Source organism: Oceanobacillus phoenicis (assembly GCF_047238145.1).
GTDB lineage: Bacteria > Bacillota > Bacilli > Bacillales > Amphibacillaceae > Oceanobacillus.
Window position 1 is genome coordinate 1,625,659 of record NZ_JBDFME010000001.1, and the last position, 23,192, is coordinate 1,648,850.

20 protein-coding genes are annotated in these 23,192 nt (G+C 35.1%); 14 read left to right on the forward strand and 6 right to left on the reverse strand.

Annotation, left to right across the window (positions count from 1 at the left end):
• The first annotated feature begins 33 nt into the window (after nt 1-33).
• From ABC346_RS08180 to ABC346_RS08190, 3 genes are read left to right on the forward strand one after another with little or no spacing between them, the layout of a single operon-like run.
• Entirely contained in the window at nt 34-1,356 is a 1,323-nt protein-coding gene (locus tag ABC346_RS08180; RefSeq protein ID WP_413234388.1) for a spore germination protein, read from the forward strand.
• A complete protein-coding gene (locus tag ABC346_RS08185; protein ID WP_413234389.1) occupies nt 1,343-2,416 on the forward strand; it encodes a GerAB/ArcD/ProY family transporter in 1,074 nt (357 codons plus the stop codon). The genes ABC346_RS08180 and ABC346_RS08185 overlap by 14 nt, the downstream gene beginning before the upstream one ends.
• Nucleotides 2,406-3,509 carry a Ger(x)C family spore germination protein gene (locus ABC346_RS08190; RefSeq protein ID WP_413234390.1) on the forward strand — a complete coding sequence of 368 codons (1,104 nt, stop codon included), beginning with the start codon at nt 2,406-2,408 and terminating at the stop codon, nt 3,507-3,509. Before ABC346_RS08185 ends, ABC346_RS08190 begins: the two co-directional genes overlap by 11 nt.
• Before the next feature lie 79 nt (nt 3,510-3,588).
• On the opposite strand, the gene ABC346_RS08195 is transcribed toward ABC346_RS08190, so the two are convergent.
• A complete protein-coding gene (locus ABC346_RS08195; RefSeq protein ID WP_413234391.1) occupies nt 3,589-4,827 on the reverse strand; it encodes an MFS transporter in 1,239 nt (412 codons plus the stop codon).
• Between the two features lie 311 nt (nt 4,828-5,138).
• Between ABC346_RS08195 and ABC346_RS08200 the strand changes: the two genes are divergently transcribed.
• Together ABC346_RS08200 and manA are read left to right on the forward strand one after the other, a co-directional pair.
• Nucleotides 5,139-6,896: an ABC transporter substrate-binding protein gene (locus tag ABC346_RS08200; RefSeq protein WP_413234392.1), complete on the forward strand. Its 1,758-nt coding sequence runs from the start codon at nt 5,139-5,141 to the stop codon at nt 6,894-6,896.
• A 90-nt stretch (nt 6,897-6,986) separates the two neighbouring features.
• On the forward strand, nt 6,987-7,961 hold the full coding sequence (manA, locus tag ABC346_RS08205) for a mannose-6-phosphate isomerase, class I (RefSeq protein ID WP_413234393.1): 975 nt from the start codon (nt 6,987-6,989) through the stop codon (nt 7,959-7,961).
• A gap of 344 nt (nt 7,962-8,305) precedes the next feature.
• Here manA and ABC346_RS08210 read toward each other — a convergent pair whose 3' ends face one another.
• The 5 genes from ABC346_RS08210 to ABC346_RS08230 all read right to left on the reverse strand — a co-directional run bounded on the left by ABC346_RS08210 (nt 8,306) and on the right by ABC346_RS08230 (nt 13,757).
• Nucleotides 8,306-10,249: a BglG family transcription antiterminator gene (locus ABC346_RS08210; protein WP_413234394.1), complete on the reverse strand. Its 1,944-nt coding sequence runs from the start codon at nt 10,247-10,249 to the stop codon at nt 8,306-8,308.
• Nucleotides 10,250-10,321: 72 nt separating this feature from the next.
• Complete coding sequence (locus tag ABC346_RS08215; RefSeq protein WP_413234395.1) at nt 10,322-11,719, reverse strand: glycoside hydrolase family 1 protein; 1,398 nt, start codon at nt 11,717-11,719, stop codon at nt 10,322-10,324.
• 13 nt (nt 11,720-11,732) lie between these two features.
• A complete protein-coding gene (locus ABC346_RS08220; RefSeq protein WP_413234396.1) occupies nt 11,733-12,044 on the reverse strand; it encodes a PTS sugar transporter subunit IIA in 312 nt (103 codons plus the stop codon).
• 34 nt (nt 12,045-12,078) lie between these two features.
• A complete protein-coding gene (gene celB, locus ABC346_RS08225; protein ID WP_413234397.1) occupies nt 12,079-13,395 on the reverse strand; it encodes a PTS cellobiose transporter subunit IIC in 1,317 nt (438 codons plus the stop codon).
• A gap of 56 nt (nt 13,396-13,451) precedes the next feature.
• A complete protein-coding gene (locus tag ABC346_RS08230) occupies nt 13,452-13,757 on the reverse strand; it encodes a PTS sugar transporter subunit IIB (protein ID WP_413234398.1) in 306 nt (101 codons plus the stop codon).
• Between the two features lie 453 nt (nt 13,758-14,210).
• Between ABC346_RS08230 and ABC346_RS08235 the strand changes: the two genes are divergently transcribed.
• The 9 genes from ABC346_RS08235 (at nt 14,211) to deoC (ending at nt 23,176) form a co-directional block, all read left to right on the forward strand.
• The gene (locus tag ABC346_RS08235; protein WP_413234399.1) at nt 14,211-15,008 is read left to right on the forward strand and encodes a histidinol-phosphatase HisJ family protein; all 798 of its coding nucleotides are present in this window, start codon (nt 14,211-14,213) and stop codon (nt 15,006-15,008) included.
• Nucleotides 15,009-15,236: 228 nt separating this feature from the next.
• A complete protein-coding gene (locus ABC346_RS08240) occupies nt 15,237-15,734 on the forward strand; it encodes a PTS sugar transporter subunit IIA (protein WP_413234400.1) in 498 nt (165 codons plus the stop codon).
• 19 nt (nt 15,735-15,753) lie between these two features.
• Nucleotides 15,754-16,608 (forward strand): ROK family protein, encoded by an 855-nt coding sequence (locus tag ABC346_RS08245; RefSeq protein WP_413234401.1) that lies wholly within the window; start codon nt 15,754-15,756, stop codon nt 16,606-16,608.
• A gap of 525 nt (nt 16,609-17,133) precedes the next feature.
• Nucleotides 17,134-19,194: a BglG family transcription antiterminator gene (locus ABC346_RS08250; RefSeq protein WP_413234402.1), complete on the forward strand. Its 2,061-nt coding sequence runs from the start codon at nt 17,134-17,136 to the stop codon at nt 19,192-19,194.
• A 42-nt stretch (nt 19,195-19,236) separates the two neighbouring features.
• Nucleotides 19,237-19,725 carry a PTS sugar transporter subunit IIA gene (locus tag ABC346_RS08255; protein ID WP_413234403.1) on the forward strand — a complete coding sequence of 163 codons (489 nt, stop codon included), beginning with the start codon at nt 19,237-19,239 and terminating at the stop codon, nt 19,723-19,725.
• Nucleotides 19,725-20,003 (forward strand): PTS sugar transporter subunit IIB, encoded by a 279-nt coding sequence (locus tag ABC346_RS08260; RefSeq protein ID WP_413234404.1) that lies wholly within the window; start codon nt 19,725-19,727, stop codon nt 20,001-20,003. The genes ABC346_RS08255 and ABC346_RS08260 overlap by 1 nt, the downstream gene beginning before the upstream one ends.
• A 64-nt stretch (nt 20,004-20,067) precedes the next feature.
• Nucleotides 20,068-21,327 carry a galactitol-specific PTS transporter subunit IIC gene (locus tag ABC346_RS08265; protein WP_413234405.1) on the forward strand — a complete coding sequence of 420 codons (1,260 nt, stop codon included), beginning with the start codon at nt 20,068-20,070 and terminating at the stop codon, nt 21,325-21,327.
• A 116-nt stretch (nt 21,328-21,443) separates the two neighbouring features.
• Complete coding sequence (locus ABC346_RS08270) at nt 21,444-22,478, forward strand: zinc-binding dehydrogenase (RefSeq protein ID WP_413234406.1); 1,035 nt, start codon at nt 21,444-21,446, stop codon at nt 22,476-22,478.
• A gap of 26 nt (nt 22,479-22,504) precedes the next feature.
• On the forward strand, nt 22,505-23,176 hold the full coding sequence (gene deoC / locus ABC346_RS08275) for a deoxyribose-phosphate aldolase (protein ID WP_413236533.1): 672 nt from the start codon (nt 22,505-22,507) through the stop codon (nt 23,174-23,176).
• The last annotated feature ends 16 nt before the right edge of the window (nt 23,177-23,192 follow it).

Consider the following 23,192-nt stretch of genomic DNA (forward strand, 5'->3'; position numbering starts at 1 on the left):
ATAAAAGGTAGAGAAGGGAAAGGATGCTGAAAAATGGGTTTTATTGATCAAGTAGAGGACTTACAGAAAAAAAATAAAGATTTGCAAATGAAGTCCATCTATATTAATGAGATCCAATATGATGTCATTGGTTTTGATAGTTTGGTCGACTTTTCAGCTACATGGAAAATGATTGAAACCTTGGTTAAGAGTGAAGAAAAACCCCTACAAGAAATTAGTGTTCGTTCGGAAAGTTCAATTTGGAGGAAAATGCGATCAACCGAGCAATTTAAAACACTTTACGAAGGAAAAATAGTGATTTGGGATCGTAGTAATGAAGTATCCCTAATTGTTGATCCGGTTTCGCAACCTCTTTATCGAAGTCTAGATGTACCAGTGAATGAATCGATTATTTATGGTGCAAGAGATGCTTTTACAGAAAGCAGTCAACAAAACATTGGCTTACTTCGTAGTAAGTATCAATCCAAGGATTTAGAAGTATTATCCACTTCACATGGCAATAGAAATCGAAAATTTTCTTTTATTATGTTAAAAGGAACAACCGATGAAAAAATGATGGAAAGAATCAAGAAAAAAATTGAGGAATATCCAAATGAAATTAAGCAAGTGAAAGATGTACATGTTGCTCTTGGATTTTCTAAATTTGACCTAGTTACTAGAGTATCATCTACAGAGTTGCCAGAAAATGCGATGGAATATATAGAACAGGGGAAACTTGTCTTTTTTATGGATGGATATCCGTTTGGGTTAGTATTGTTTAACACTGTATTTGATATATTCAAACAGCCTAGTGATAGCAATTATTTAAGTGTGTTTGTGTATTCACTTTATGCACTTCGTATCGTTGGGATTATGTTAGCACTTCTTTTGCCAGGTTTATATGTGGCATTAATTACCATTAATCCGGAAATGCTCAAAATACAATTGGCACTTTCTATCACAGAAAGCAGGCAATTTGTGCCGTATCCGGCTTTTATAGAGATCATGATCATGCTATTACTTATTGAATTAATTACAGAAGCGGCAGTTCGCCTACCACTTACGATATCGAATACGATTGGAGTGGTTGGTGGTATTATTCTAGGTCAGGCAATTGTGGAAGCAAGTCTTGTGAGTGGCGTATTAATCATTGTTATTGCAGCAACTACAATTGCAAATGGAATTATAGTTAACTTTGAGAACGGAATCACTTTACGTCTTATGAAATATATTATTGTTATTTTCTCGGCTTTATTTGGAATCTTAGGACATGTAATTGGGTTGTTGGTTCTATGTTCCTACATCGCTCGTGTTACAAATTTTGGAGTACCTTATGTCCGCTGGAAAAAGGAAGGGATTCAAAGTGAAAATCAATAATTTATTAGTGATAACCTATTTTTTGATTGTGAATATGGGGCTGATGTTTCTTCTTTATCCATCACTAATCATTGATACCGTAGAAAATGGACACTGGTTAGTAGTTCTTCTGCATGGGATTTCTCACATGGTTTTCTTTGGAATTTTGCTGTACGGGATGTCAAAATTAAAGCAACCAAATATTTTGGATTATGTTCCTAAAAATCGGTGGGTAGTGTCCATTATAGTTTTTATACCCATTGGTTTATTTATCATTGGAACGGTAATTACTGCTATCCGCACGTATGCTGAATTTACAACTGTGTTATTTCTTAATCAAACACCATTACTATATGTAATGCTTATATTTATTATTTCAGCAACGTATATTGGTCTAGGTTCGATGGGAAGTATTTTTCGTACTACTTTCTTAATTATGGTAACTTCAGGTTTTATTATTGCAATTATTTTCTTTTTGTCTTTTTACAATGCGGAATGGTATAACTTTTTTCCAGCAAAAGTTGATGGTATTGACTTTTTAATACAATCTCCTTTTATTACCGGGTTTCTTATTTTAACTCCTACATTTTTATTTATTGCTTTCTTGCCAAGAGGGAAAAATTATAGTTTTAAAACAATATTTTGGTCATCTTTGCTGTTAATTCCAATTATATTCTTATCAGCTTATTCACCAATATTAGTATTTGGATACGAAGTAGCAAAGAATTTCACATTCCCTTATATAGAAATGTTGGCGACAGTTGATATTGAATGGTCTATCTTTGAAACGCTGACTAGTTTGTTTGGCTTAAGCCTCTTACTATATGCAACAATCTTCTTAGGTATGTTATTACATATTTTACGAATGCTGTATCAGACTATGTTCCAGACTAGTAATCTCCACGCCTCAATTGCCTTAATTTTCATTGTTATAGGGATTACTTTTGTTGCAAATATGATTTCTACTTGGGAACAAGTTCAAAGTCATATTATGTGGCTTGTGCCTTTTCGATTTTATACGATAGTTAGTCTTTTGGTTTTCATCTTTTGGATAGGAAGAAGGCATAAGCATGAAATCTAATCATTGGTTAAAACTGCTAGCCACATTCCTTACATTACTATTACTCACTGGGTGTTGGGACTCCCGTGATATTAATTATCGCTCCATGCCGATTATGATGGGAGTTACGAAAGAAGAAGGGTTGTTTCATGTTTATTTTATTATTCCCGTATCCGTCGTTTCTGAGCAAAGAAATCTGGCTAAGGTTGATGGGAAAGGGGTAACTGTAATAGACGCTATCGAACAAGTACGAAAAAAAATCGAAACAACGATTGACTTGGAACATATCGATTTTATCGTAATAGATGAGGAGTTAGGAGAAGAGGGAATTGAGAAAATTATCAATACGTTTATGAGAATGCGTGATATGCCCGCAACTCCAGCCATTGCATTTATTGATGAGGATATGAATGAATATATGGAGTTGATGATAAGTAATTTTGAAGAAGTGGGTACTCCTATTTTTGGATTTCTGGAGAAGCAAGTAGGTTGGGATATTTATGATCCAGAAGTAAGTTTATGGGAGGTGTACCGAGGAATAAATTCATATACTACCAACATTGCTGTACCGTTAATTGGATCTAATAGAGATTTAACAATGGATTATCTAGGTGCATCTGTTTTAAAAAATGGACGTATTGTGGACACAATAGACTCAACCGAGGTTATGATTATGAACTTATTGAAAAATGAAGAAGTGATAAAAACATTTGTAACGATAGATGATACAACAAATGTCGAGTTGGTAGATAGAGCAGTAAAATACGATTATAACCAAATAGGAGATGAGATTAATCTCACTATAAAATTAGAATTTATAGTTATCGTTGCTGAAGCTGAAGATGATTTAACAGATAAAGATATTGAACGAATGTTTAAAGAGAAAATGGAACGTGATACTTTACAGCTTGTGCAAAAATTGCAAGAGAAACAAGTTGATATATTGGGAATAAGCAATCGCATGCGAGCACGCTATACCAATTCGGAACTGAAAACATATGTAGATGAAATTTATCCAAACATTAATGTGAATGTAGAAGTAGAAGCAGATATTGAAAATAATGGTAAATTGAGAAACTTAAATAAGGATGATTTTAAGAATTGGGAGGAATAGTGATATAACCACTATTCCTACATTTTTTAAAGCTAGAATCTTAATAAACGCTCGGGCGTTGTTGAATGGAACTCATTTTTTACTGTAATTTTCGAAAAGGATGTCGCAGCAATATAATAAATAGGAAGAATAAAATAACGGTTGAGAAAATAAATAGAAACTTAATCGAAAACCATTCGGCCCATAATCCTGAGATAATTAATCCAGCAGGGAGGGCGAGTTTCATAAGCATAGACGAAGTTCCCGCTACTCTTCCTAATAAATGATTGGGAGTAAATTCTTGTCTTACCGTAAAGTAAACGATGTTTAACGTAATCGTAGCAAAAGTTCGAATTGCAAGCGAGATGCCGATCATCCACCAAGTGTTTGCAAATATTAATATGACCATACCAAGCGTATTAATAAGGAGGCTATAAGTATAAATCTGACCTCTTCCGAAATAATTACGCAAGTACTTAGCAACACTTGCTCCACACAGTCCACCGATAGCAGATATCGTAAACATCCACCCAATTTCATCGGAAGTTGCTCCTAATTGATCAGTTACATAAAAGATTAAAACTCCAATAACAAGACTAGATGCAAAATTTATAAAAATAACAACGATAGTAGGCGTTAGTAAGTATTTATTAGCAAACAAAACATTAATGCCTTCTTTTATATCTTCTTTAAAAGTGCCTTGTGCTTCCCTTGGAAGAGTAGCGGTTGGGAATTTGAGAAACTGTACACATAAAAATAGTAAGAACAAACAAATAAGGAAAATAAAAAGTGTGGAAGAATAATCCATATAAAGTAGTAATGTTCCTGCTAGTCCTGGTCCAACCATAGAGATAAGTGTGTTAATAAATTGTATTTTTGCATTGGCATCTGTCAATTGTTCTTTAGTAACTATTTGTGGAATAACAGAATGCTGTGCATTTCCGAACGTATAGCCAGCACTAGATAAAATAAATCCAAATAAATATAAATGCCATAGCTCTAGGGTATGTACGTAGAGTAAAAAAACAATGAAAGTTAGGGAGATAATTTGTGTAATACTCATCCATTGCATCATTCGTTTGCGATTAAATCGATCCACGAGCACTCCAGCGATAATACCAATAAAAATATTGGGAAGAAAATCAACAGCGCGCATCATACTCATTGCCAAGGCAGATTGTGTCATATCGTAGATTAATAAAGGGATGGCAATCGTATAAATTTGTAAACCAAACCCAGAGATAATCGATCCACCCCAAAGTAATAAGAAATTTCTGTTTCCCCATAGTCCGGGGGATTTATTTATATTCGTTGCTTTTTTATAGAGAGTAGATTTCATATTTGTCTCCTTTCTAGATCCTACAAGTAACGGGAAATAATACTCCACGCTTTAAGATGAAAAGTCCTAACGAAAGTAGATAAGTGAAGGATTAGCTCCCCGTAATGTCCGAATCTGTTCAAGGGATTTTAGGTCATGTCTTTTGTGGCACTAACATTCAGTGTAGAAAAACGAAATCTCCCATGAATGAGGTATGACTTTATAGATTTTTCATTAAATTTAGTATATATTCAAAAAAAGTGAATAAAAAGTGATCATCTAGATATTTCGAAGTTCACCTTTTAAGATAAAGTTGTGAAGGGGGATTCATAATGAGATATATGGAACATATGGAAAAGCTAACGAGTTATTACCCTAAAGGATTAGATATAGAAACTTCCATACAAGAAGTTTCGAAGTTATTGCACTGTACACCGAAACATGTAAAAACAGTTTTGCATTATGGTGATCAACAGCAATTATTGAATTGGCATGCAGAAAGAGGGAGGGGAAAGCATCCTAGAATACGTATGAATGTATCAAAAGACGATTTCCTATTTATTAGAGCAAAACAATCTGTTCAACAGGAAAATTATCATGATGCATTTCAACTAATGGAGTCTGCCTCCGTATGGGTACAACAACAATTTAAAGATTGGTTTTTAAAACAATTTAATCATATTCAAATGGAGTCAGACAGGGAATTGGATGTATTTCGATATCCATTTTATAATGTTGGACTCATTATGGACCCGATGTATGCAAAGTCTCGTCACGATTCTCATATGATTCAACAGATATTTAATCGCCTAGTGGAGTATGATAGAGAATCCGATGAATTGGTACCAAGTCTTGCACATAATTGGGAGAGTGAAGACGGGATTAATTGGTATTTCTATTTACATAAAGGAATTCATTTTCACCATGGGAAACGATTAACAAGTGATGATGTTAAACAAAGTTTTAATCGATTAAGAAAGTTACAGTTATTTAAACATGAAATTGAATGGATAACTACTCCTTCTATAACGACCGTACATTTTCAATTAAATAAAATAAATTGGATATTTCCTAGATACTTAGCAAAAATGAGCGCTTCAATTATTCCAATGGATGTGTTAAAGGAGGTAGGTGAACAACAATTTCAAAAGTTTCCTGTTGGAAGTGGTCCTTACCAATTAACAGTTCATAATAATGATAAAATTCGTTTAGAGGCGTTTAATGATTATTTTGGAAAACGATCATGGATTGATCGTGTGGATATTATACAAACACCTAAACTATATCAATCAGATCTCGACTCGCCGTTTTTGCTTGAATCACCTGATCAATCATGGCATAAACTCGATGTGATTGAGGAGGGAGCTGAATTTATTCTATTTAATGATAATACAGAAATATGCCAGGATATAGATACTCGAAAAATGATTCGTTACTGTATTCACCGATATAAATTTCAAAAGCATCAATCAAGAAAAATACCGGCACACAGTTTTTTATCTGAACAGTCACGCTCGAACTCAGAAGTGCAACAAGGGGGTTCATCATGTGAAGAGCCAAAAGGCAATTTACAAAGCATTATTCATAGAAAAATTCATCGCCCTATTCGTATTGCAGCACAGCAAATACGTGAAGATGCCCACCATCGCCCAGTTGCAGAAATCCTACAGAAACAACTTGAAGATTTAGGTATACAATCCATTATTGAGATGCTCCCAGTAGAAAATTATTATAAGGATATAAAGCATTATGATTTATTTGTTGGCGGTGTAATGCTTGGGGAGGACAGATTACTTTCGTTGGTTAGTAATTTATATGGAAGTACGATATCAATAAGTGAATGCATTCATGAATCAGAGATGAGAACTGAACTAATTCACCAATTGAATAGAATGAAACAAGAAAAGGAAGATTCAAAACGATGGAATATATATTTTAAATTAGAAGAACAATTGATTTCCAAACACTATATATACTTTTTAAGCCATCGAACGCATTCTATTTATGAACCAAGTGATCATCATTATGGGTCATTACAACTTGATCAGAATGGTCGTGTTGATTACAGACGAATTTGGAAGAGGTGGTAGGATGGGTAGTAACGAATTATTCTTTTAATAATTGTTTAGATAACGTATCATTATAAATAGTTAATCCATTGACATAGAGGAGACAAACCAATGTATCAAGAACCAATATTTTTACAACCAGTGATGCAAGAAAGAATATGGGGAGGACAAAAGCTACATAAATTATTTGGGTACGATAGCTCTTATGAAAAAACTGGCGAGGCATGGGCAATTTCAGCACATACACATGGGCCGAGTAAAATCTTAAATGGACCCTTACAAGGGAAAACATTACTAGATGCTTGGGAAAATTATGGGGAATTATTTAATAAATTACCTGATTCGGACGAAGCGTATCCTTTACTTATTAAAATATTGGATGCGAACGATGACTTATCTGTTCAAGTACATCCTGACGATACATATGCTCGAGAAGTAGAACATGAAGCATATGGAAAAACAGAATGCTGGTATGTGTTGGATGCAGATCCTGGAGCGGAACTTATTTTAGGTCATCATGCAGAGACAAAAGAAGAATTACACCAGATGATTGATCAAGGTGAGTGGGATGAATTATTAAAACGTGTTCCCGTTACAAAAGGAGATTTCGTTCATGTTCCTAGTGGTACCATTCATGCAATTGGAAAAGGAATCGTAATTCTTGAAACCCAGCAAAGCTCTGATATTACATATCGAGTGTATGATTATGATCGAGTCGATTCAAATGGGAATAAACGAGAACTTCATTTGCAAAAGGCGAAGGAAGTGACTACTGTTCCACACGTGGACAATACAATTAATCCGACAGAAGAAGTACAGGAAGATTTAAGGATAGAGAAACTAATTGTCTCCGAATATTTCTCGGTTTATCGATGGGATTTACAAGGACATGTAACGAAACTACTAGACAAAGACTTTTTGCAAATTAGTGTAATAGAAGGTGAAGGAACAATTACAGTTGGAGAGAAAGAGTTTACCCTTGTAAAAGGAGCAAACTTTATCCTTCCGAGTGGTTTGCAGAAATACGAACTAGAAGGAAATGTTGAATTTATCGTATCACATCCATCAACTAATCAAATAGGATGACTTAAATATAGTGAGAAGAGTTAGATACTGTAGATATAATTAAATAGGTGCAATGCATAATACGTAGTTTAATAAATATTGGTCGACTCTAACGAGGAGAAGAAATACAATAGAAGAGTTCTTTAGAGTAGGTCTTACACCGCCTAAGGTTAGGCTCACTCATTTTTTTTAGAATGCGTATGGATCTTTCTTTTTATCTCACATGTAACAGGCAGTAATCCCTCACTATAAGACAATGAGGTTTAGCCAAAGAAAGAGGATAAGTTGGGGATAAACTGCCTGTATTCTGTATTTATCTTATAACTTATCCAATATGAAATTCATTCACTTAAATTTGATTGATTTTAGACTTTCTCTACAATTTCCATAAATGTATTACTATCTTTTGCTTGGACGAGCTTTTGTACAATTGATGGATGATCAATAATTTTTCCGAGTGTTTCATATAAAGATTGCAAGTCTTCCTCACTGTTTCGTTTTACACTTAGTAAACATACGAATTGCACTGTTTTATCAGCCCAGACTATCGGTTCTTTTAAAGTTGCGATAGAAATAAACGTCTGATTCGATTGTGGTGTTAACGGATGAGGAATAGCCACTAAATTACCAAAAGCAGTTGGTGCAATTTTCTCTCTATCATATACTGACTCTAGAAAAGTATTTTTAATTAAGTTTTTACTTGTTAATTGCTCCACCATATATTTTAGTACATCCTCTTTTGATTTCAGAGAGAGGTTTAAATACAAGTTAGCACTGTGTAAATACTTCGATAGTAAATTATTCTGTCTCCCGGAAATAAAGGACTGGATATGTTGTAAATCTTCTTCTTCAATGATTGCATTCACTTCAATAATTGGGACTCCTAAATTCTCTTGAATTGGTATGGATGTAATAATTAAATCGATATTGTCTAATGGATAATCACGTAATCGGTAGTATTCAGTAGTGCCTACAACTTCCATTTTTCCTTCAAATTTTGATTTTAATTTGTAATAGATTAACTGCGCAGTGCCCATCCCAGAAGCACAGACTACAAGACATCGTTTTGGCCCTTGTTTTAATTTGTTTCTTTCCATTGCTGCACCAACATGAAGTGCAAGGTAACCGATTTCATTTTCATCTATAGCAATTCCGGTCTCTTGTTCTATGATAATACCTGCATAGACAGCTGCTTGAAAAGCTAATTGATAGTTTTTCTTAATATGAGCAAGCATAGGATTTCGGATGTTCATCCCATACTTGTATCGATTCATGGCAGGTTTTAAATGTAATCCAAGACTAATCATTAATTCTGTATCATAGCGAATGTTAAGATGCATTTCTTCTTCAATTTTATCTAAGGAATGAATAACGAGCTTATAAATGGCTGGATCCAATATTGATTCTATATCATTGTTCTTCATATTATTTGTAGCAACCATTTTTGTGCCAAAGAGATGTAAAGCAACATAAGATGTCTCTGTATTTGGAAAAGATAATTGTAATTGTTTTTCCGTATCTTTAACAATTGCTTCTGCAACATGGTATGCTTTTGTATTTTTCATATCTTGCATGTCTTTCAATAAGTTTGTATTAATTGGATATCCATCCTTAATTCGTAAGACCGCAATAGCAATATGAATAAATAAATTGTGAATGGCAATATCTGATAATGTCATTCGATGAGATTCCAATTGATGAATAATGATATCTTTGATGGTTTTCATCTGTTGTTTTGGTAAAGTAACAAATTCATAACTTGCATTTACATTAGCTTGCACATCATCTTGACGCTCCACCAGATACTCTGCCATACAAAAGCGTATTTTCATTTCTTCGCCAATAATTTTTATACCATAACTGGGTTTCACATGTATATCTAATTGGAATTGGGATAACTGCTCTCGAACTAGTTTCATGTCATTTTGAATGGTAGATTTACTAATGTACATTTCGTCTGCTAGTGTATCTAGTTTTATATAATCCATTGTAGATAATAATCGTCGTATTGTATATTTAACTCGTTGTTCAGGAGTATGTGGTATCTGCTTTTCGTGATTGGATTCTTCGTTTAATTCTAAGGTTAAAAATTGACGGAATAAGTCTTCGTTTTGAATGGCAAGTTGATATCCCTTTCCCTTGATAGAATGAATGATTGCACCATGAGACAAGAGTTGTTGATTTAACTTTTTAATGTCGTCTCTCGTTGTTCGTGAGGTGACTTTATTAATATTTGCAATAAATGTACTTGTTAAAGGTGCTTTTGCTTGGATCAATTCCTTTAACATCACTCGTAATCTTGCATCCAAATTACACACATCCTTAAACGTAGAGAGGAGTTGCTTTCATAAAAGAAACAACTCCTCAGCCACTGTTATTCTTTATGCATGGAATCCATTTTGTTCACTTATTTGTTTAAACCAGTAGGCACTCTTCTTCGGAGTTCTTTCCATTGTATCAATATTTACAGAGAAGAATCCGTAGCGATTTTTATAAGCATTAGACCACGACCAGTTATCCATTGTTGTCCAAAGGTGATAGCCTTTGGCATTACAGCCTTCATTAATTGCTCGGTGTAGCCATTTCAAATGATCTTGTATAAAGGTGATGCGGTAATCATCTTGAATTTGTCCGTTTTCGATAAATCGTTCTTCACCTTGAACTCCCATACCATTCTCTGAAATAAATGATTCGATATTATGATAATTTTCTTTTAGATTGATCATAATATCATAGATTCCTTTTTCGTAGATTTCCCATCCACGATATTCATTCATACGTCTTCCAGGCATTTCATATGAATCAAAGAACCAGTCAGGCATAAAAGGACTATACGGATTCGGCAAGTACTCTTTCGCCTTTACTCTTCTAGGTTGGTAGTAATTCACACCTAGAATATCTATGGTGTTTTCTTTGATTAGTGCTGCATCTCCATTCTCTGTTTGTGGAAGATGATCGTGTTCTTTTAAAAGGTCAATTAAATCTTCTGGATACTCCCCAAGTACAGCAGGATCTAAAAAGCTGCGATTAAAGAATAAATCCGCGATATGCGCTGCTTTTTGATCAGCTTTGTGTTCACTTCTTGGATAAGAAGGTGTGAGGTTCAGGATAATACCAATTTTTCCATTAGTAATATTCAATTCTCTAAACGTTTCGACCGCAGTCGCATGAGCAATAATAGTATGATAGGCAACTTGAATTGCTCTTTTTGCATCCACTACATTTGGATAATGAAAATTATACAAATATCCACCTTCGACTGGTACAATTGGTTCGTTAAAGGTAAACCATTTTTTTACACGATCGCCAAATAGTTCAAAGGCTTTCTTTGCATATTGTTGATACATTTGAATAACTTCACGGTTTTCCCATCCACCAATTTCTTGCATTGGTAGAGGCATATCAAAGTGAAATAGATTAACAAAAGGTTCAATATCATTGGCAACTAATTCATCAATAACATTGTTATAGAAGGAAACAGCTTCTTCATTTACATCTCCAATCCCATCTGGGATTAATCGCGACCAAGAAATAGATAGACGAAACGAGTTATGTCCAAATTCTTTCATTAAGGCAATGTCTTCTTTGTAGCGATGGTAAAAGTCAGAAGTATGTTCTGGCCCAACTTGATTGTAAAATCGCTCTGGTTGTACATTATACCAATGATCCCATATGTTTTGTCCTTTTCCATATTGATCTGCAGCGCCTTCGATCTGTGTTGCCGAAGTTGCACTCCCCCACCAGAATCCATCAGGAAATTGATAGTTTTGCTCCGTCATAGTAAAACCTCCACTACTTATTTCGATAAATATCAATAATTTCGATAGCTAAATCTTTAATGGTCATCGCATTCATTAAATGATCCTGTGAATGAATAAGGATAAGATTGATGTCCTTTTTATCTCCATTTGCTTCATCATGTAATAGTTTCGTTTGAAAGTTGTGCGCATTTGTTAATTCTTCACTTGCAGTTTGGATAAGGGTATCTGCTTCTGTGAAATTTCCTTCCTTCGCAGCTTGGATTGCTTCCATCGCACTTGATTTTCCATTCCCTGCATAAAGGATGATTTGAAATGCGGTTTCCGTTAATTGTGTCTGATTCATGTACATCACCTCTGTGTTAGCTAGACATCCTGATTTATGAAGTTTTTTTCACTGAATCAGAATTGCTATCGCTAGATTTTTCATTTTCGTAGTAGTTTTTATCCAAGATTTTTAAGAATGGCCACCATATTCCCATTACAATTAATAAGTTTACGGCTTGTAATACAGCCCCTTGCCATGCATTTCCAGTTGCTAAAAATCCACTTAATAATGGTGGTGTCGTCCAAGGAACAATGATTCCAGCAGGTTTAGGAACAATTCCTATCGACATAGAAATATAGGTAATTACTGTTACTACTACAGGAGCAATCAGCCATGGTATAAGTACCAATGGATTCATAATAATTGGTAATCCAAAGATAATCGGTTCGTTTACATTAAATATTCCTGGAGGTCCACCTAGTTTACCGAGTTCTTTTAATTGTCGACTACGTCCAATTAATATGATTAAGATTACTACTGCAAGTGTCATTCCTGATCCACCCATACCAACTAAGAATGAATCAATAAATTGTTTAGTAATAATATTTGGTAGTTCTATTCCACTTTGGAAAGCTGATAGATTTTGTTCATTTAAGGTATACCAAATTGGGTCAAATACAGAGTTGACGATGATCTGACCATGCAGTCCAAAGAACCAGAAAAGTTGAATGAGTAACACTGCTACAATGGTTGCAGGGAGTCCACTACCTAATTGTGTTAATGGTTCTTGAATAATGGTATAGATGAAATTTTGAACCGTATCAAAAGGTGTAAAACTTACTGCTATTCGAATTGCAAGAAATATGGTAAGAGTCAATGCAATTGGAATGAGTGCACTGAATGATTTTGCTACAGCTGATGGAACTCCTGCAGGCATTTTGATCATCCAATCTTTTTTTACAAAGTACCGATATAATTCTGCAGATATAAAAGCTGTAAAAATACCTAAGAACATTCCTTGTGCTCCGAGAGCCGCGGAAGGGATAACTCCAGCAACTCCTTCCAATACTTGCGGTGTTAGGATAATAAATGCAGCAATTGCTACCACACCGCCGTAGATCGCTTCTCCTTCATAATGTTCTGTTAATTTATAACCTATCCCTATAATAACAAATAATCCCATAATACTTAATGTGGAAGCAGAAGCAGGTCCAAGTGCATCTTGATAAGTAGCAAATGCGCTTTCACCTAATAGTTTGTCTAGGAATGGTAAGTTTGCAATTACGACAAATATAGATCCAAAGATAATGAGAGGTAATGCTACCATAAATCCGTCTCGTAAAGCAGATAAATAACGGTTGTTATTTAATTTATCTGCAATCGGAAGTAAAAAATTCTCTAACATTTGCATAAACTTATTGTTTTCCAATTGTAATTCCCCCTTTTTGTCAATGTTGTTCTTTGAGGAGCAATTCTAGTTGTAAACTATGACATTAATGATATTGCTTTGTTTAATACAGCTTCTCCATCAACTCGTCCGTAAGCTACCGGATCAATAACATCGATTGGTACTTGGGCTTCTGCACCAGCTTTTTCGAATTTCTTTTTAAGAAAACGCATCTGAGGACCAATTAAAAGAACGTCTGCATTTTCTAATTCGGAAAAAGCTTTGTCTTGAGCAACGGCCCAGATTTTTACTTCTAATCCTTGTTTGGCAGCTGCTTCTTCCATCTTTGATACGAGTAAACTTGTTGACATGCCAGAAGAACAAGCTAATAGAATATGTTTCATCGTTGATTTCCTCCTTGTGTTTGTCTATCTATAGTTCTATTGTAATAAGAAAACGGTTACAAATATATCGATTCTTTTTCCGTTATGTAACGGAAAAAATTGTATCCTTCAATTTTACTACATTTGGAAGAGATAATGAGTGGATGAAATAAATACAGAGCTTGTATTATATGTGTAATCCTAATGGATAAGTGTTGTGGTGCTCCGGATGCTCCGCATTCCGGGGCTCGCATAGGCCTTGCTGCCATAAGATTCTCCGTATATTTCATACGCTTATGTCTTTTAAGCAACACTTATCGTTAAGTCCCAACCGCGTATTCATGAGCCTGCAGGAGTCGCCGTCTTCCATTACAATATAATCATCAACGTAACAGTTCCTAAAAAAATGATTCATGTAACTTTTTTAGAAAATAAGGTAGTCTATAAAGAAGAAGATTATGAAGGAGGTATTGGATGTACTGGATTGATTATCATCATCATACAAATAATTCTTTTGATTCAGAAGCAGTTATGGATGAAGTATGTGCAAAGGCAGTCGAGAAAGGTATTAGCGAAATTTGCTTTACAGAGCATTTTTCAGTGAATCCGAAAGCACCAACTTATGGTCATATGGATTTTAAAAAATATATCTCAGATATTCAACATGCAAAATCAAATTGGCAAGATAAGCTCAAAATTAAGATGGGGATAGAACTGTGTGAACCTCACTTAATGATGGATCAGTATGAGCAATCGTTAAAAGGGATTGAATTTGATTTTATATTAGGGTCTGTACATAATATAAATGAAGAAAAACTAAGAAATTATTTATCTGATAAAGAAAATGAAACAGCTTATTTAGGGTATTTTGAAGAATTATTAAAACTAGTAATGAATGCAGACATAGATGTTTTAGCACACTTTGATTTATTAAAGCGTTATGCCATAACAAAAATCGGAAATTATAAATTAAAAGGTATGGAAGAGATCATCCGGCATGTACTTCATCAAGCGGTGGAACGAGGTATCGGACTGGAGATAAATACATCTGGATTTGCAAGTCAGACAGTTGGAGAAGCTTTTCCGCGGCTAGAGTTATTGAAGATATACAAACAATTGGGTGGGGAAATATTAACGATTGGGTCGGATTCACATCGAGTTGAGACAGTAGGAAATTATTTTAATGATGCAATTGAAATGGCAAAAGAAGCTGGATTTTCCTACATTTATACATTTAACAAGCGAAAGCCGGAGCCAATAAGAATAGAATAGTATGAAAGGGACGTGTCTCTTTGTTCGTTACAAACAAATCTCAGTCCGTCAATGAAGGATAGTTAAAGTTGTTGGGAAAATGATAAAGCTAGTATAATATAGTTGTTATTTTAAGAATTAGATGATTATTATGATAACTACTGCTTTTATGTATATGCATCGAATTAGATAGAAAAGCAAATGTAAATGTTCATCTATGATATTAACAATCAGAAGGGGATTTGGAAGATGTTTAAGAACTTATTTAAATCAAAAGAGAAAGAACCAAAAAAAATTACGATAGTTGCACCAATCACAGGTGAAATTATACCATTAGAAGATGTTCCTGACCCTGTATTTTCTCAAAAGATGATGGGTGAAGGTGTTGCAGTGATGCCTTCGGAAGGGGAAGTTGTTTCTCCAGTTGACGGTGAAATTATACAAGTTTTTCCAACTAAACATGCAATCGGTATACTAGCGGAAAATGATGCGGAAATTTTAATTCATATTGGACTAGATACTGTTAATTTAGACGGAGAAGGTTTTACTGCTCATGTTAAGGATGGAGATAAAGTAAAGGTCGGCGATAAATTAATGAGTTTTGATATTGCAACGATTGAAGAAAAAGCTCCTAGCAGCATTACCCCTATCATTATTTCCAATACTGATGATGTCCGGGAAGTTAAAAGTATAGAAGTAACGAAAGTAATAGCTGGAGAGAATGAGATTTTACAAGTGATTAACTAGTTGAGGAGGAAAAATTGCCATGCGAATTGGAGCTATTGAAGCAGGTGGTACAAAATTTGTTTGTGCTATAGGCAGTCAAGATGGTGAAATTTTAGAACGTATTTCTTTTCCTACCACTACTCCAGGTGAAACACTAAATCAAGTAGAAGCGTTCTTTCGAGAATATAAAATAGAACGTCTCGGTGTTGGGGCGTTTGGTCCTATTAATCTGCGGGCAGTGAGTAAATATTATGGCACAATCGGGAATACTCCTAAAATGGCGTGGCGTGATTTTCCATTATTGCAAGATTTAAAAAGTCGTCTAGAAATTCCTGTATATATCGATACAGATGTGAATGTTGCTTCGCTTGGAGAGTATACTTATGGGGTTGCCAAAGATGCTGAGAGTTGTCTTTATATTACTGTTGGAACTGGAATTGGAGCAGGTTTTGTACAAAACGGTAACATTTTTCAAGGGTACGATCATTCAGAAATGGGGCATATTTTAATTCAAAAACATCCTGAAGACTCTTTTGATGGAGCTTGTCCTAGCCATAAGACCTGCTTAGAAGGGCTAGCAGCTGGACCAGCTATTGAAGCACGTTACGGGAAAAAAGGTGTGGATTTAGCTGATCAAGATGACGTTTGGGAACTAGAAGCATATTATCTCGCACAAGCAATCATGAATTATTTTGTGATGCTATCCCCAGAGAAAATTATTATAGGCGGGGGAGTAATGAAACAAGAAAAATTATATCAAATGATACGTGAACAATTTATGAATCTATTAAATGATTATATAGAAGTGAAAGATATCAATCAGCTGATTGTTGCACCAGCACTTAACGATAATCAAGGAGTGAAAGGTGCCATTTCTTTAGCGATGCAAAAATAATATTGATTATAAAGAAATCAGAAAGAACTGTCACAAGCGACAGTTCTTTTTTTATGAGGTTATTCGCTGAGTCACTTTATAATTGCTAAAATTCATTTTTAAAAATGTTCGGGTTAGAGAAAAACTTGATTTTGATTGTAATGGAAGACATCGACTCCTGCAGGAAGTTCACTAGAGCTGAATATCACTAGGAAAAGTGGGTTTCTTTTCCTAGTTAGTTGAGACGTGTCTGCTAAAAAGCGTCCGTCTGCAATGACTTAATTTTAAAATTGAATCAGCTAAATTCAATTTATATTCACTAGTATCATCACCTTTTCAAAAATATTCCCCACATATTAATGACTTTCCATAACAAAGAAAATTCGAGAAAAAACGACATTTTTAGTGTTATTAGGAACAATAATGTTGTAATCTATTTTTAATCATCACAATATTGTACAAAGATGATTCTTAAATTTGTGATGAAAACGTATACATTATTGAAAAATCAACTGTTATGATAAATGTCAAAGGAGGTCAACAACCGTGTTGGGAGAAAGAGAAGAGCAGATTTTTAATGAATTAATTAAAGATACAAGTATCACGAGCTCGAAATTAGCAGAAAAGTACAATCTTTCTCGTCGGCAGTTAGGCTACACCTTTAAAAAAATAAATAATTGGTTAACGGAAAGTCAGTTACCAGAGATTGAGCGGACGCGCAAAGGTCAATTTATTATTGATCAGTCCATTCTAACGGCTACGGTGACATCAAAAGTATCATCTGGATCAAACAGTGAAATGATTTTATCCGAAGTGGATCGAGTTAAGTTTTTACTAATGATGATTCTTGGTGGTAAAGAGCCATTATCATTGGCACATTTTACGTCGGAGTTATTCGTTAGTAAAAATACGGTTTTAAATGATATGAAACAAGCCCAGAAGCAATTAGATTCCTATCAATTGACTATTCAATATTCACGTAGAAATGGGTATCAAATTGAAGGTGATGAATTCCAAGCTAGAAAAGTAATGATTTGGTTAGCGAATGGCATTATTCTTCATTCCGATGAAAAGGAAAAATTACATGAAGTACTGCAACTCGAGGGTAGTTTACTCCAGCAATTTCACCGCCGCCTAGAACGAGTAGAGAATAAGCTCAATATCGAATTTACAGATGAAAAATTGATGACGATGCCAACCATTTTTTCTTTAATATTGCGACGGATTCAAAAAGGATTTCAGATTCAGCCATTATCCATTCGTTATGATGAGTTATCGAATACAAAGGAATACCAAGCAACGGAAGAGATTTTATATGATAAGAGTCTTCCAGTTCCAGAGAAGCTATTTATTACATTAAATTTATTAACTGGAAGTGTGCATCGTAATCAACTTTTAATAGAAGATTCCATTCCAGACTTAGTACCAGCGATCGATAAAATGGTTCGATTATTTGAGAAAAATGCTTGTATTATCTTTCAGGATCGTGAGCAGCTAATTGATAAACTATTGCAGCATCTAACTCCGGCTTACTATCGGATTAAGTATAAGTTAACCGATGCAATTGTATTTGAAAGCACGTACAATGAGGAATTTGAACAAATTCGACATTTAATTAAACGGGCTCTTGATCCAATTAGTGAAGTAATGGAAAGTAAGATTCCTGAAAATGAAATTACCTACATTGTCATGCTTGTCAGCGGTTGGATGCATATGCAAGGGGAAAGTATGACAGAGAAAGTAAAGGCGATTGTCGTATGTCCACAAGGAGTTTCTGTATCAAGGTTAATGTTCCATCAATTAAAAGAACTTTTCCCTGAATTTGTATTCTTGGATTCATTATCAGTACGAGAATTTTTAAACTATGGCCTAGAGTATGATCTTGTTTTTTCACCAATCGCTTTAGAGACGGAAAAGAATTTGTTTATTTCAAAAACAATGCTGTTTTCAGAAGATAAACATCGATTGCGCAAGCAGGTCATGTTAGAAGTATACGATTATATTCCAAACGAAATTAATGTGGATGACATCTTAAAAACAATCGGACAGTATGCAGATGTAAATGATGAAAAGCAACTAAGAAAAGAACTATATGCATATATCCATCGAGATGAAAATGCAGCAATTACAAGACAGTTAAATATTTCCATGGAATTGGATTTACATGAATTTCTTCACCCAGAATATATTACGCTCAGAGAGTCAGTTACGTCTTTCGAAGATGCGATTCGACTTTGTGCTGAACCACTACTGAAATCAGGGCATATTGAGCAACATTACGTAGATGCTGCGATCAGACACTCTCAAGAGGATTCCTATATTGCCATCGGACCACACGTAGCAATTCCCCATGCTGCACCTGAGGACGGAGTTAATAAAGTGGGGATGAGCTTACTACGGATTAAAAATGGTGTGACATATGGGGAAGAAGGACATCAAATCAAATTAATGGTAATGATTGCAGCTGTTGATAAACAACAACATATACATGCTTTAATGCAACTAATGAAAATTGCTTCATCTGAGACGATTTTACCTAAACTCGTTCAGGCAAATTCAAAGCAATATATCCATCAATTAATTGAAGCTGATGTTATGGAGAGCTAATTACAGCAAAAGAACGGAACAAAGGGTAGGGGTGTGACATAAATGAGTGAATTACATTTTGAAGAGGATGTTATTTTACTAGATTTAGATGCAGAAAAAAATGATGAAGTATTAAAGAAAATGGGGCAAAATCTTGTTGATTTAGGATATGTGAAGGAAAGCTTTATTCCGGCGATTATTGAACGGGAAGAGGAATTTGCCACAGGATTACCAACAATAAGTGTATCCGTAGCTATTCCACATACGGATGCAAAACATGTAAATACAAAAACAATTAGCGTCGGTGTTCTGAAATCACCAGTGGACTTTGTCATTATGGGTGAAGATAGCGAAACAACGCCGGTTCAGATTGTATTTATGTTAGCAATGGATGAACCGCATTCTCAACTATCACTTTTACAAGATTTAATGAAGCTATTTCAAGATGAATCTTTTTTACAGCAGTTAGTAGTTGAAAGTGACGCTAGCAGTGTAAAACAATTAATCACGAATAAGTTAAACTTATATTCTTTTAAAGGAGGTGAATCGTAATGAAACAAGTACTAGTAGCATGCGGCGCAGGTATTGCAACTTCTACCGTAGTGAACAATGCCATTGAAGAATTAGCGAAAGAAAATAATATCAAAGTTGATATAAAACAAATTAAAATCGCTGAAGTAAGCACATACGAATCAACAGCGGATTTATTAGTAACAACTGCAATGACGAAGAAAGAGTATGCATTCCCAGTTATAAACGCTCGCAATTTCTTAACAGGAATTGGTGTGGAAGATACAAAGAAACAAATCTTAGAAGAATTGCAAAAATAAAATGATGTTGCTCGATTCTTAAGTCAGAGTCGAGCTTTATCTTAAACTCGGAGGGGGAGTTATCGTGCAAGGTTTTGTTGATTTTATTCAAGCTTTCTTAGGATTAGGCGCAACTGTAATTTTGCCAGTCGCAATTTTCTTAATAGGGCTGTTATTCGGACAAAAACCAGGTAAAGCATTTCGATCTGGTTTGACGATTGGTGTAGCATTTGTAGGTATTTTTCTAGTAATAGACTTATTGACGTTAAACTTAGGACCAGCTGCTCAAGGAATGGTTGATAGATTAGGTGTTAATTTAAATGTAATCGATATTGGGTGGCCAGCAACTTCATCTATCGCATGGGCGTCGACTATTGCAGCATTTATAATTCCTTTGGGATTAGCTGTAAACGTTATCATGCTTGTAACGAAAACAACGAAGACGATGAATGTGGATATTTGGAACTTTTGGCATTACACATTTATGGGAGCTGTGGTGTATACCATTTCTGGTAGCATCATTCAAGGCTTAATTGCAGCAACAATTTTCCAAATCGTATGTTTAAAAATTGCCGATTGGACACAGCCAATGGTTCGTGATTTTTATGATATGCCAGGTGTATCCGTTGCAACTGGAAGCACAATTTCTTATGCGCCGTTTATCTTTGTTGTAAAAGGACTTCAAAAAATTCCTGGACTAAACAAATTAAATGCAGATCCGGATTCTATTCAAAAGCGCTTTGGTGTATTTGGAGATTCGATGGTTATCGGGCTTTTATTAGGTGCAGCCATTGGAGCACTAGCGGGATACGGTGTAGGTGAAATTATCAATATCGGTATTTCCATGGCAGCCGTAATGGTATTAATGCCACGTATGGTAAAAATCTTAATGGAAGGTCTTATGCCGGTATCCGAATCTGCACGTGAATGGTTAAATAAACACTTTGGTGATCGTGAAATCAATATTGGGTTGGATGCTGCCGTACTGTTAGGGCATCCATCTGTAATTGCGACAGCTTTAATTTTAACGCCAGTGACTGTGTTACTAGCAGTTATTTTACCAGGAAATGCAGTTTTACCATTTGGTGACTTAGCAACAATTCCATTTGTTATCGCATTTGTTGTAGGTGCAGCACGAGGAAATATTATTCACTCGGTGATCGTCGGTACAATTATGATTGCAATTTCTTTATATGTAGCGACAGATATCGCTCCATTATTTACAGATATGGCAACAAATGCAGAAATTAATTTACCAGAAGGTTCTGCAATGGTATCAAGTATTGACCAAGGTGGAAACATCGTAAACTGGGTTATCTGGAGATTCTTTGATTTATTTAATTAATGAATAACTGGCTTTAACAAGGATCGACGCTAGTAGTATATCGGTCCTTTAGCCTTATTATTTTGTGGGGAAATTAATGGCAAAAAAGTATACATCTTTATAGGAGGCACATCAACATGAAGGCATTAGTGAAAACAGAGTTAGGACATGGAAATTTACACATTCAAAATGTTGAAGAACCAAACGTATCCAGTCATCAAGTGAAAATAAAAGTAGCCTATGCTGGAATTTGCGGTTCGGATATTCACACGTATGAAGGTCATTATAAAGTAGCTGCTCCGGTAACATTAGGGCATGAGTTTTCCGGTGAAATTGTGGAGGTTGGAGAAGGAGTTACTGGTTTTAAAGTCGGTGATCGTGTAACTTCAGAAACAACTTTTTATATTTGTGGAGAGTGTAGGTATTGTCAAACGGGTGATTTTAACTTATGTAATCATCGTAAAGGATTAGGTACGCAGCAAAATGGTGGATTTACCAATTACTTGATTGCTAGAGAAGAAAGCCTTCATCATTTACCGGATGAGGTGGATGATCGTTCTGCGTCGATGACAGAACCATTAGCATGTACGTATCATGCTATTCAAAAAACGAATATCAAAGAGGAAGATTTAGTTGTTGTGCTTGGGCCAGGTCCGATTGGATTATTAGCGGCTCAGGTTGCTAAAAGCTATGGTGCTACTGTGCTGATGTCGGGACTTAATAATGACAAGATTCGTTTAGATAAGGCGAAAGAAGTTGGCATCGATTTTGTTGTCAACATCCAAGAAGAAGATATTAAGGAAAAAATTGCAACATTAACGGATGGATATGGAGCGGATGTTGTATTGGAATGCTCTGGTTCTATTCATGCGGCTAATCAAGGACTAGACTTACTACGGAAAAAGGGAAGCTATGCACAAGTAGGAATTTTTCCGGAGTCTAACGTGAATTTTGATATGGAAAAAGTCATTCAAAAGGAAATTCAAGTAGTAGGAAGCCGAAGTCAAAAGTCAGCAGATTGGGAACCATCGATTCAGTTAATGAAAGATAAGAAAGTCGATGCAAAAGCATTAGTTACGCATGAATTCACGATTGATCAATGGGATGAAGCATACCAAGCTATAAAAGGCGGAGAGGCAATCAAGGTATTATTAAAACCATTACAAGATTAACTTCAGGAGGAGGCTTTTTGGTCGTTATGGAGAGACATGAGCTAGCAAAAATTATTGATTATACGTTATTACATCCAACAGCAAGTCGGTCAGATATTGAGAGCTTCTTACTAGAAGTAATTAAGTATGGTTTCAAGACCATTTTTGTGCAACCGTATTATGTACCTTTTGCCGTTAACTGGTTAGCGGGGCGTGATGTGAAAGTTGGTGTGCCAATAGGATTTTCTTTAGGTGGAGCAACCACACATGTAAAGGTTATGGAAACGAAGGAAGCAATCCGCAATGGTGCAAAAGAAATCGATATGCTTGTTAATCTAGGAGCCTTAAAATCTGGAGAGTATCAAACGGTAGAAGATGATATTGCGAGTGTAGTAGAGGTGGCAAACGGTTTAAATACAAAGGTAATTATTGAGACTGCTCTATTGAACGAAGAAGAGAAGATTAACGTCACGGAATGTATTATTCGTGCAGGTGCGGACTTTGTGAAAACAGCTACTGGATTTAATGGTGGTGGAGCAACAGTAGAAGACGTTCGTTTATTAAATGAAGTCGGTAAAGGAAAAATACAAGTAAAAGCAGCTGGTGGCATAAAAACATATGAAGATGCCCTAGCAATTATTGATGCTGGTGCAACAAGAATAGGTTCTAGTGGTGCTGTACAAATAATCCGAGGCGAGATATCAACAAGCTCTTATTAATGAGATTAGAATAGAA

Excerpts from the sequence above, each read along its gene's own strand:
- ABC346_RS08200 (WP_413234392.1), top strand. The coding sequence starts at position 5,139 with ATGAGATATATGGAACATATGGAAAAGCTAACGAGTTATTACCCTAAA.
- manA (WP_413234393.1), top strand. The coding sequence starts at position 6,987 with ATGTATCAAGAACCAATATTTTTACAACCAGTGATGCAAGAAAGAATA.
- ABC346_RS08245 (WP_413234401.1), top strand. The coding sequence starts at position 15,754 with ATGCGAATTGGAGCTATTGAAGCAGGTGGTACAAAATTTGTTTGTGCT.
- ABC346_RS08270 (WP_413234406.1), top strand. The coding sequence starts at position 21,444 with ATGAAGGCATTAGTGAAAACAGAGTTAGGACATGGAAATTTACACATT.
- ABC346_RS08260 (WP_413234404.1), top strand. The coding sequence starts at position 19,725 with ATGAAACAAGTACTAGTAGCATGCGGCGCAGGTATTGCAACTTCTACC.
- deoC (WP_413236533.1), top strand. The coding sequence starts at position 22,505 with ATGGAGAGACATGAGCTAGCAAAAATTATTGATTATACGTTATTACAT.
- ABC346_RS08235 (WP_413234399.1), top strand. The coding sequence starts at position 14,211 with ATGTACTGGATTGATTATCATCATCATACAAATAATTCTTTTGATTCA.
- ABC346_RS08180 (WP_413234388.1), top strand. The coding sequence starts at position 34 with ATGGGTTTTATTGATCAAGTAGAGGACTTACAGAAAAAAAATAAAGAT.
- ABC346_RS08215 (WP_413234395.1), bottom strand. The coding sequence starts at position 11,719 with ATGACGGAGCAAAACTATCAATTTCCTGATGGATTCTGGTGGGGGAGT.
- ABC346_RS08240 (WP_413234400.1), top strand. The coding sequence starts at position 15,237 with ATGTTTAAGAACTTATTTAAATCAAAAGAGAAAGAACCAAAAAAAATT.
- ABC346_RS08255 (WP_413234403.1), top strand. The coding sequence starts at position 19,237 with ATGAGTGAATTACATTTTGAAGAGGATGTTATTTTACTAGATTTAGAT.
- ABC346_RS08230 (WP_413234398.1), bottom strand. The coding sequence starts at position 13,757 with ATGAAACATATTCTATTAGCTTGTTCTTCTGGCATGTCAACAAGTTTA.
- ABC346_RS08220 (WP_413234396.1), bottom strand. The coding sequence starts at position 12,044 with ATGAATCAGACACAATTAACGGAAACCGCATTTCAAATCATCCTTTAT.
- ABC346_RS08195 (WP_413234391.1), bottom strand. The coding sequence starts at position 4,827 with ATGAAATCTACTCTCTATAAAAAAGCAACGAATATAAATAAATCCCCC.
- ABC346_RS08190 (WP_413234390.1), top strand. The coding sequence starts at position 2,406 with ATGAAATCTAATCATTGGTTAAAACTGCTAGCCACATTCCTTACATTA.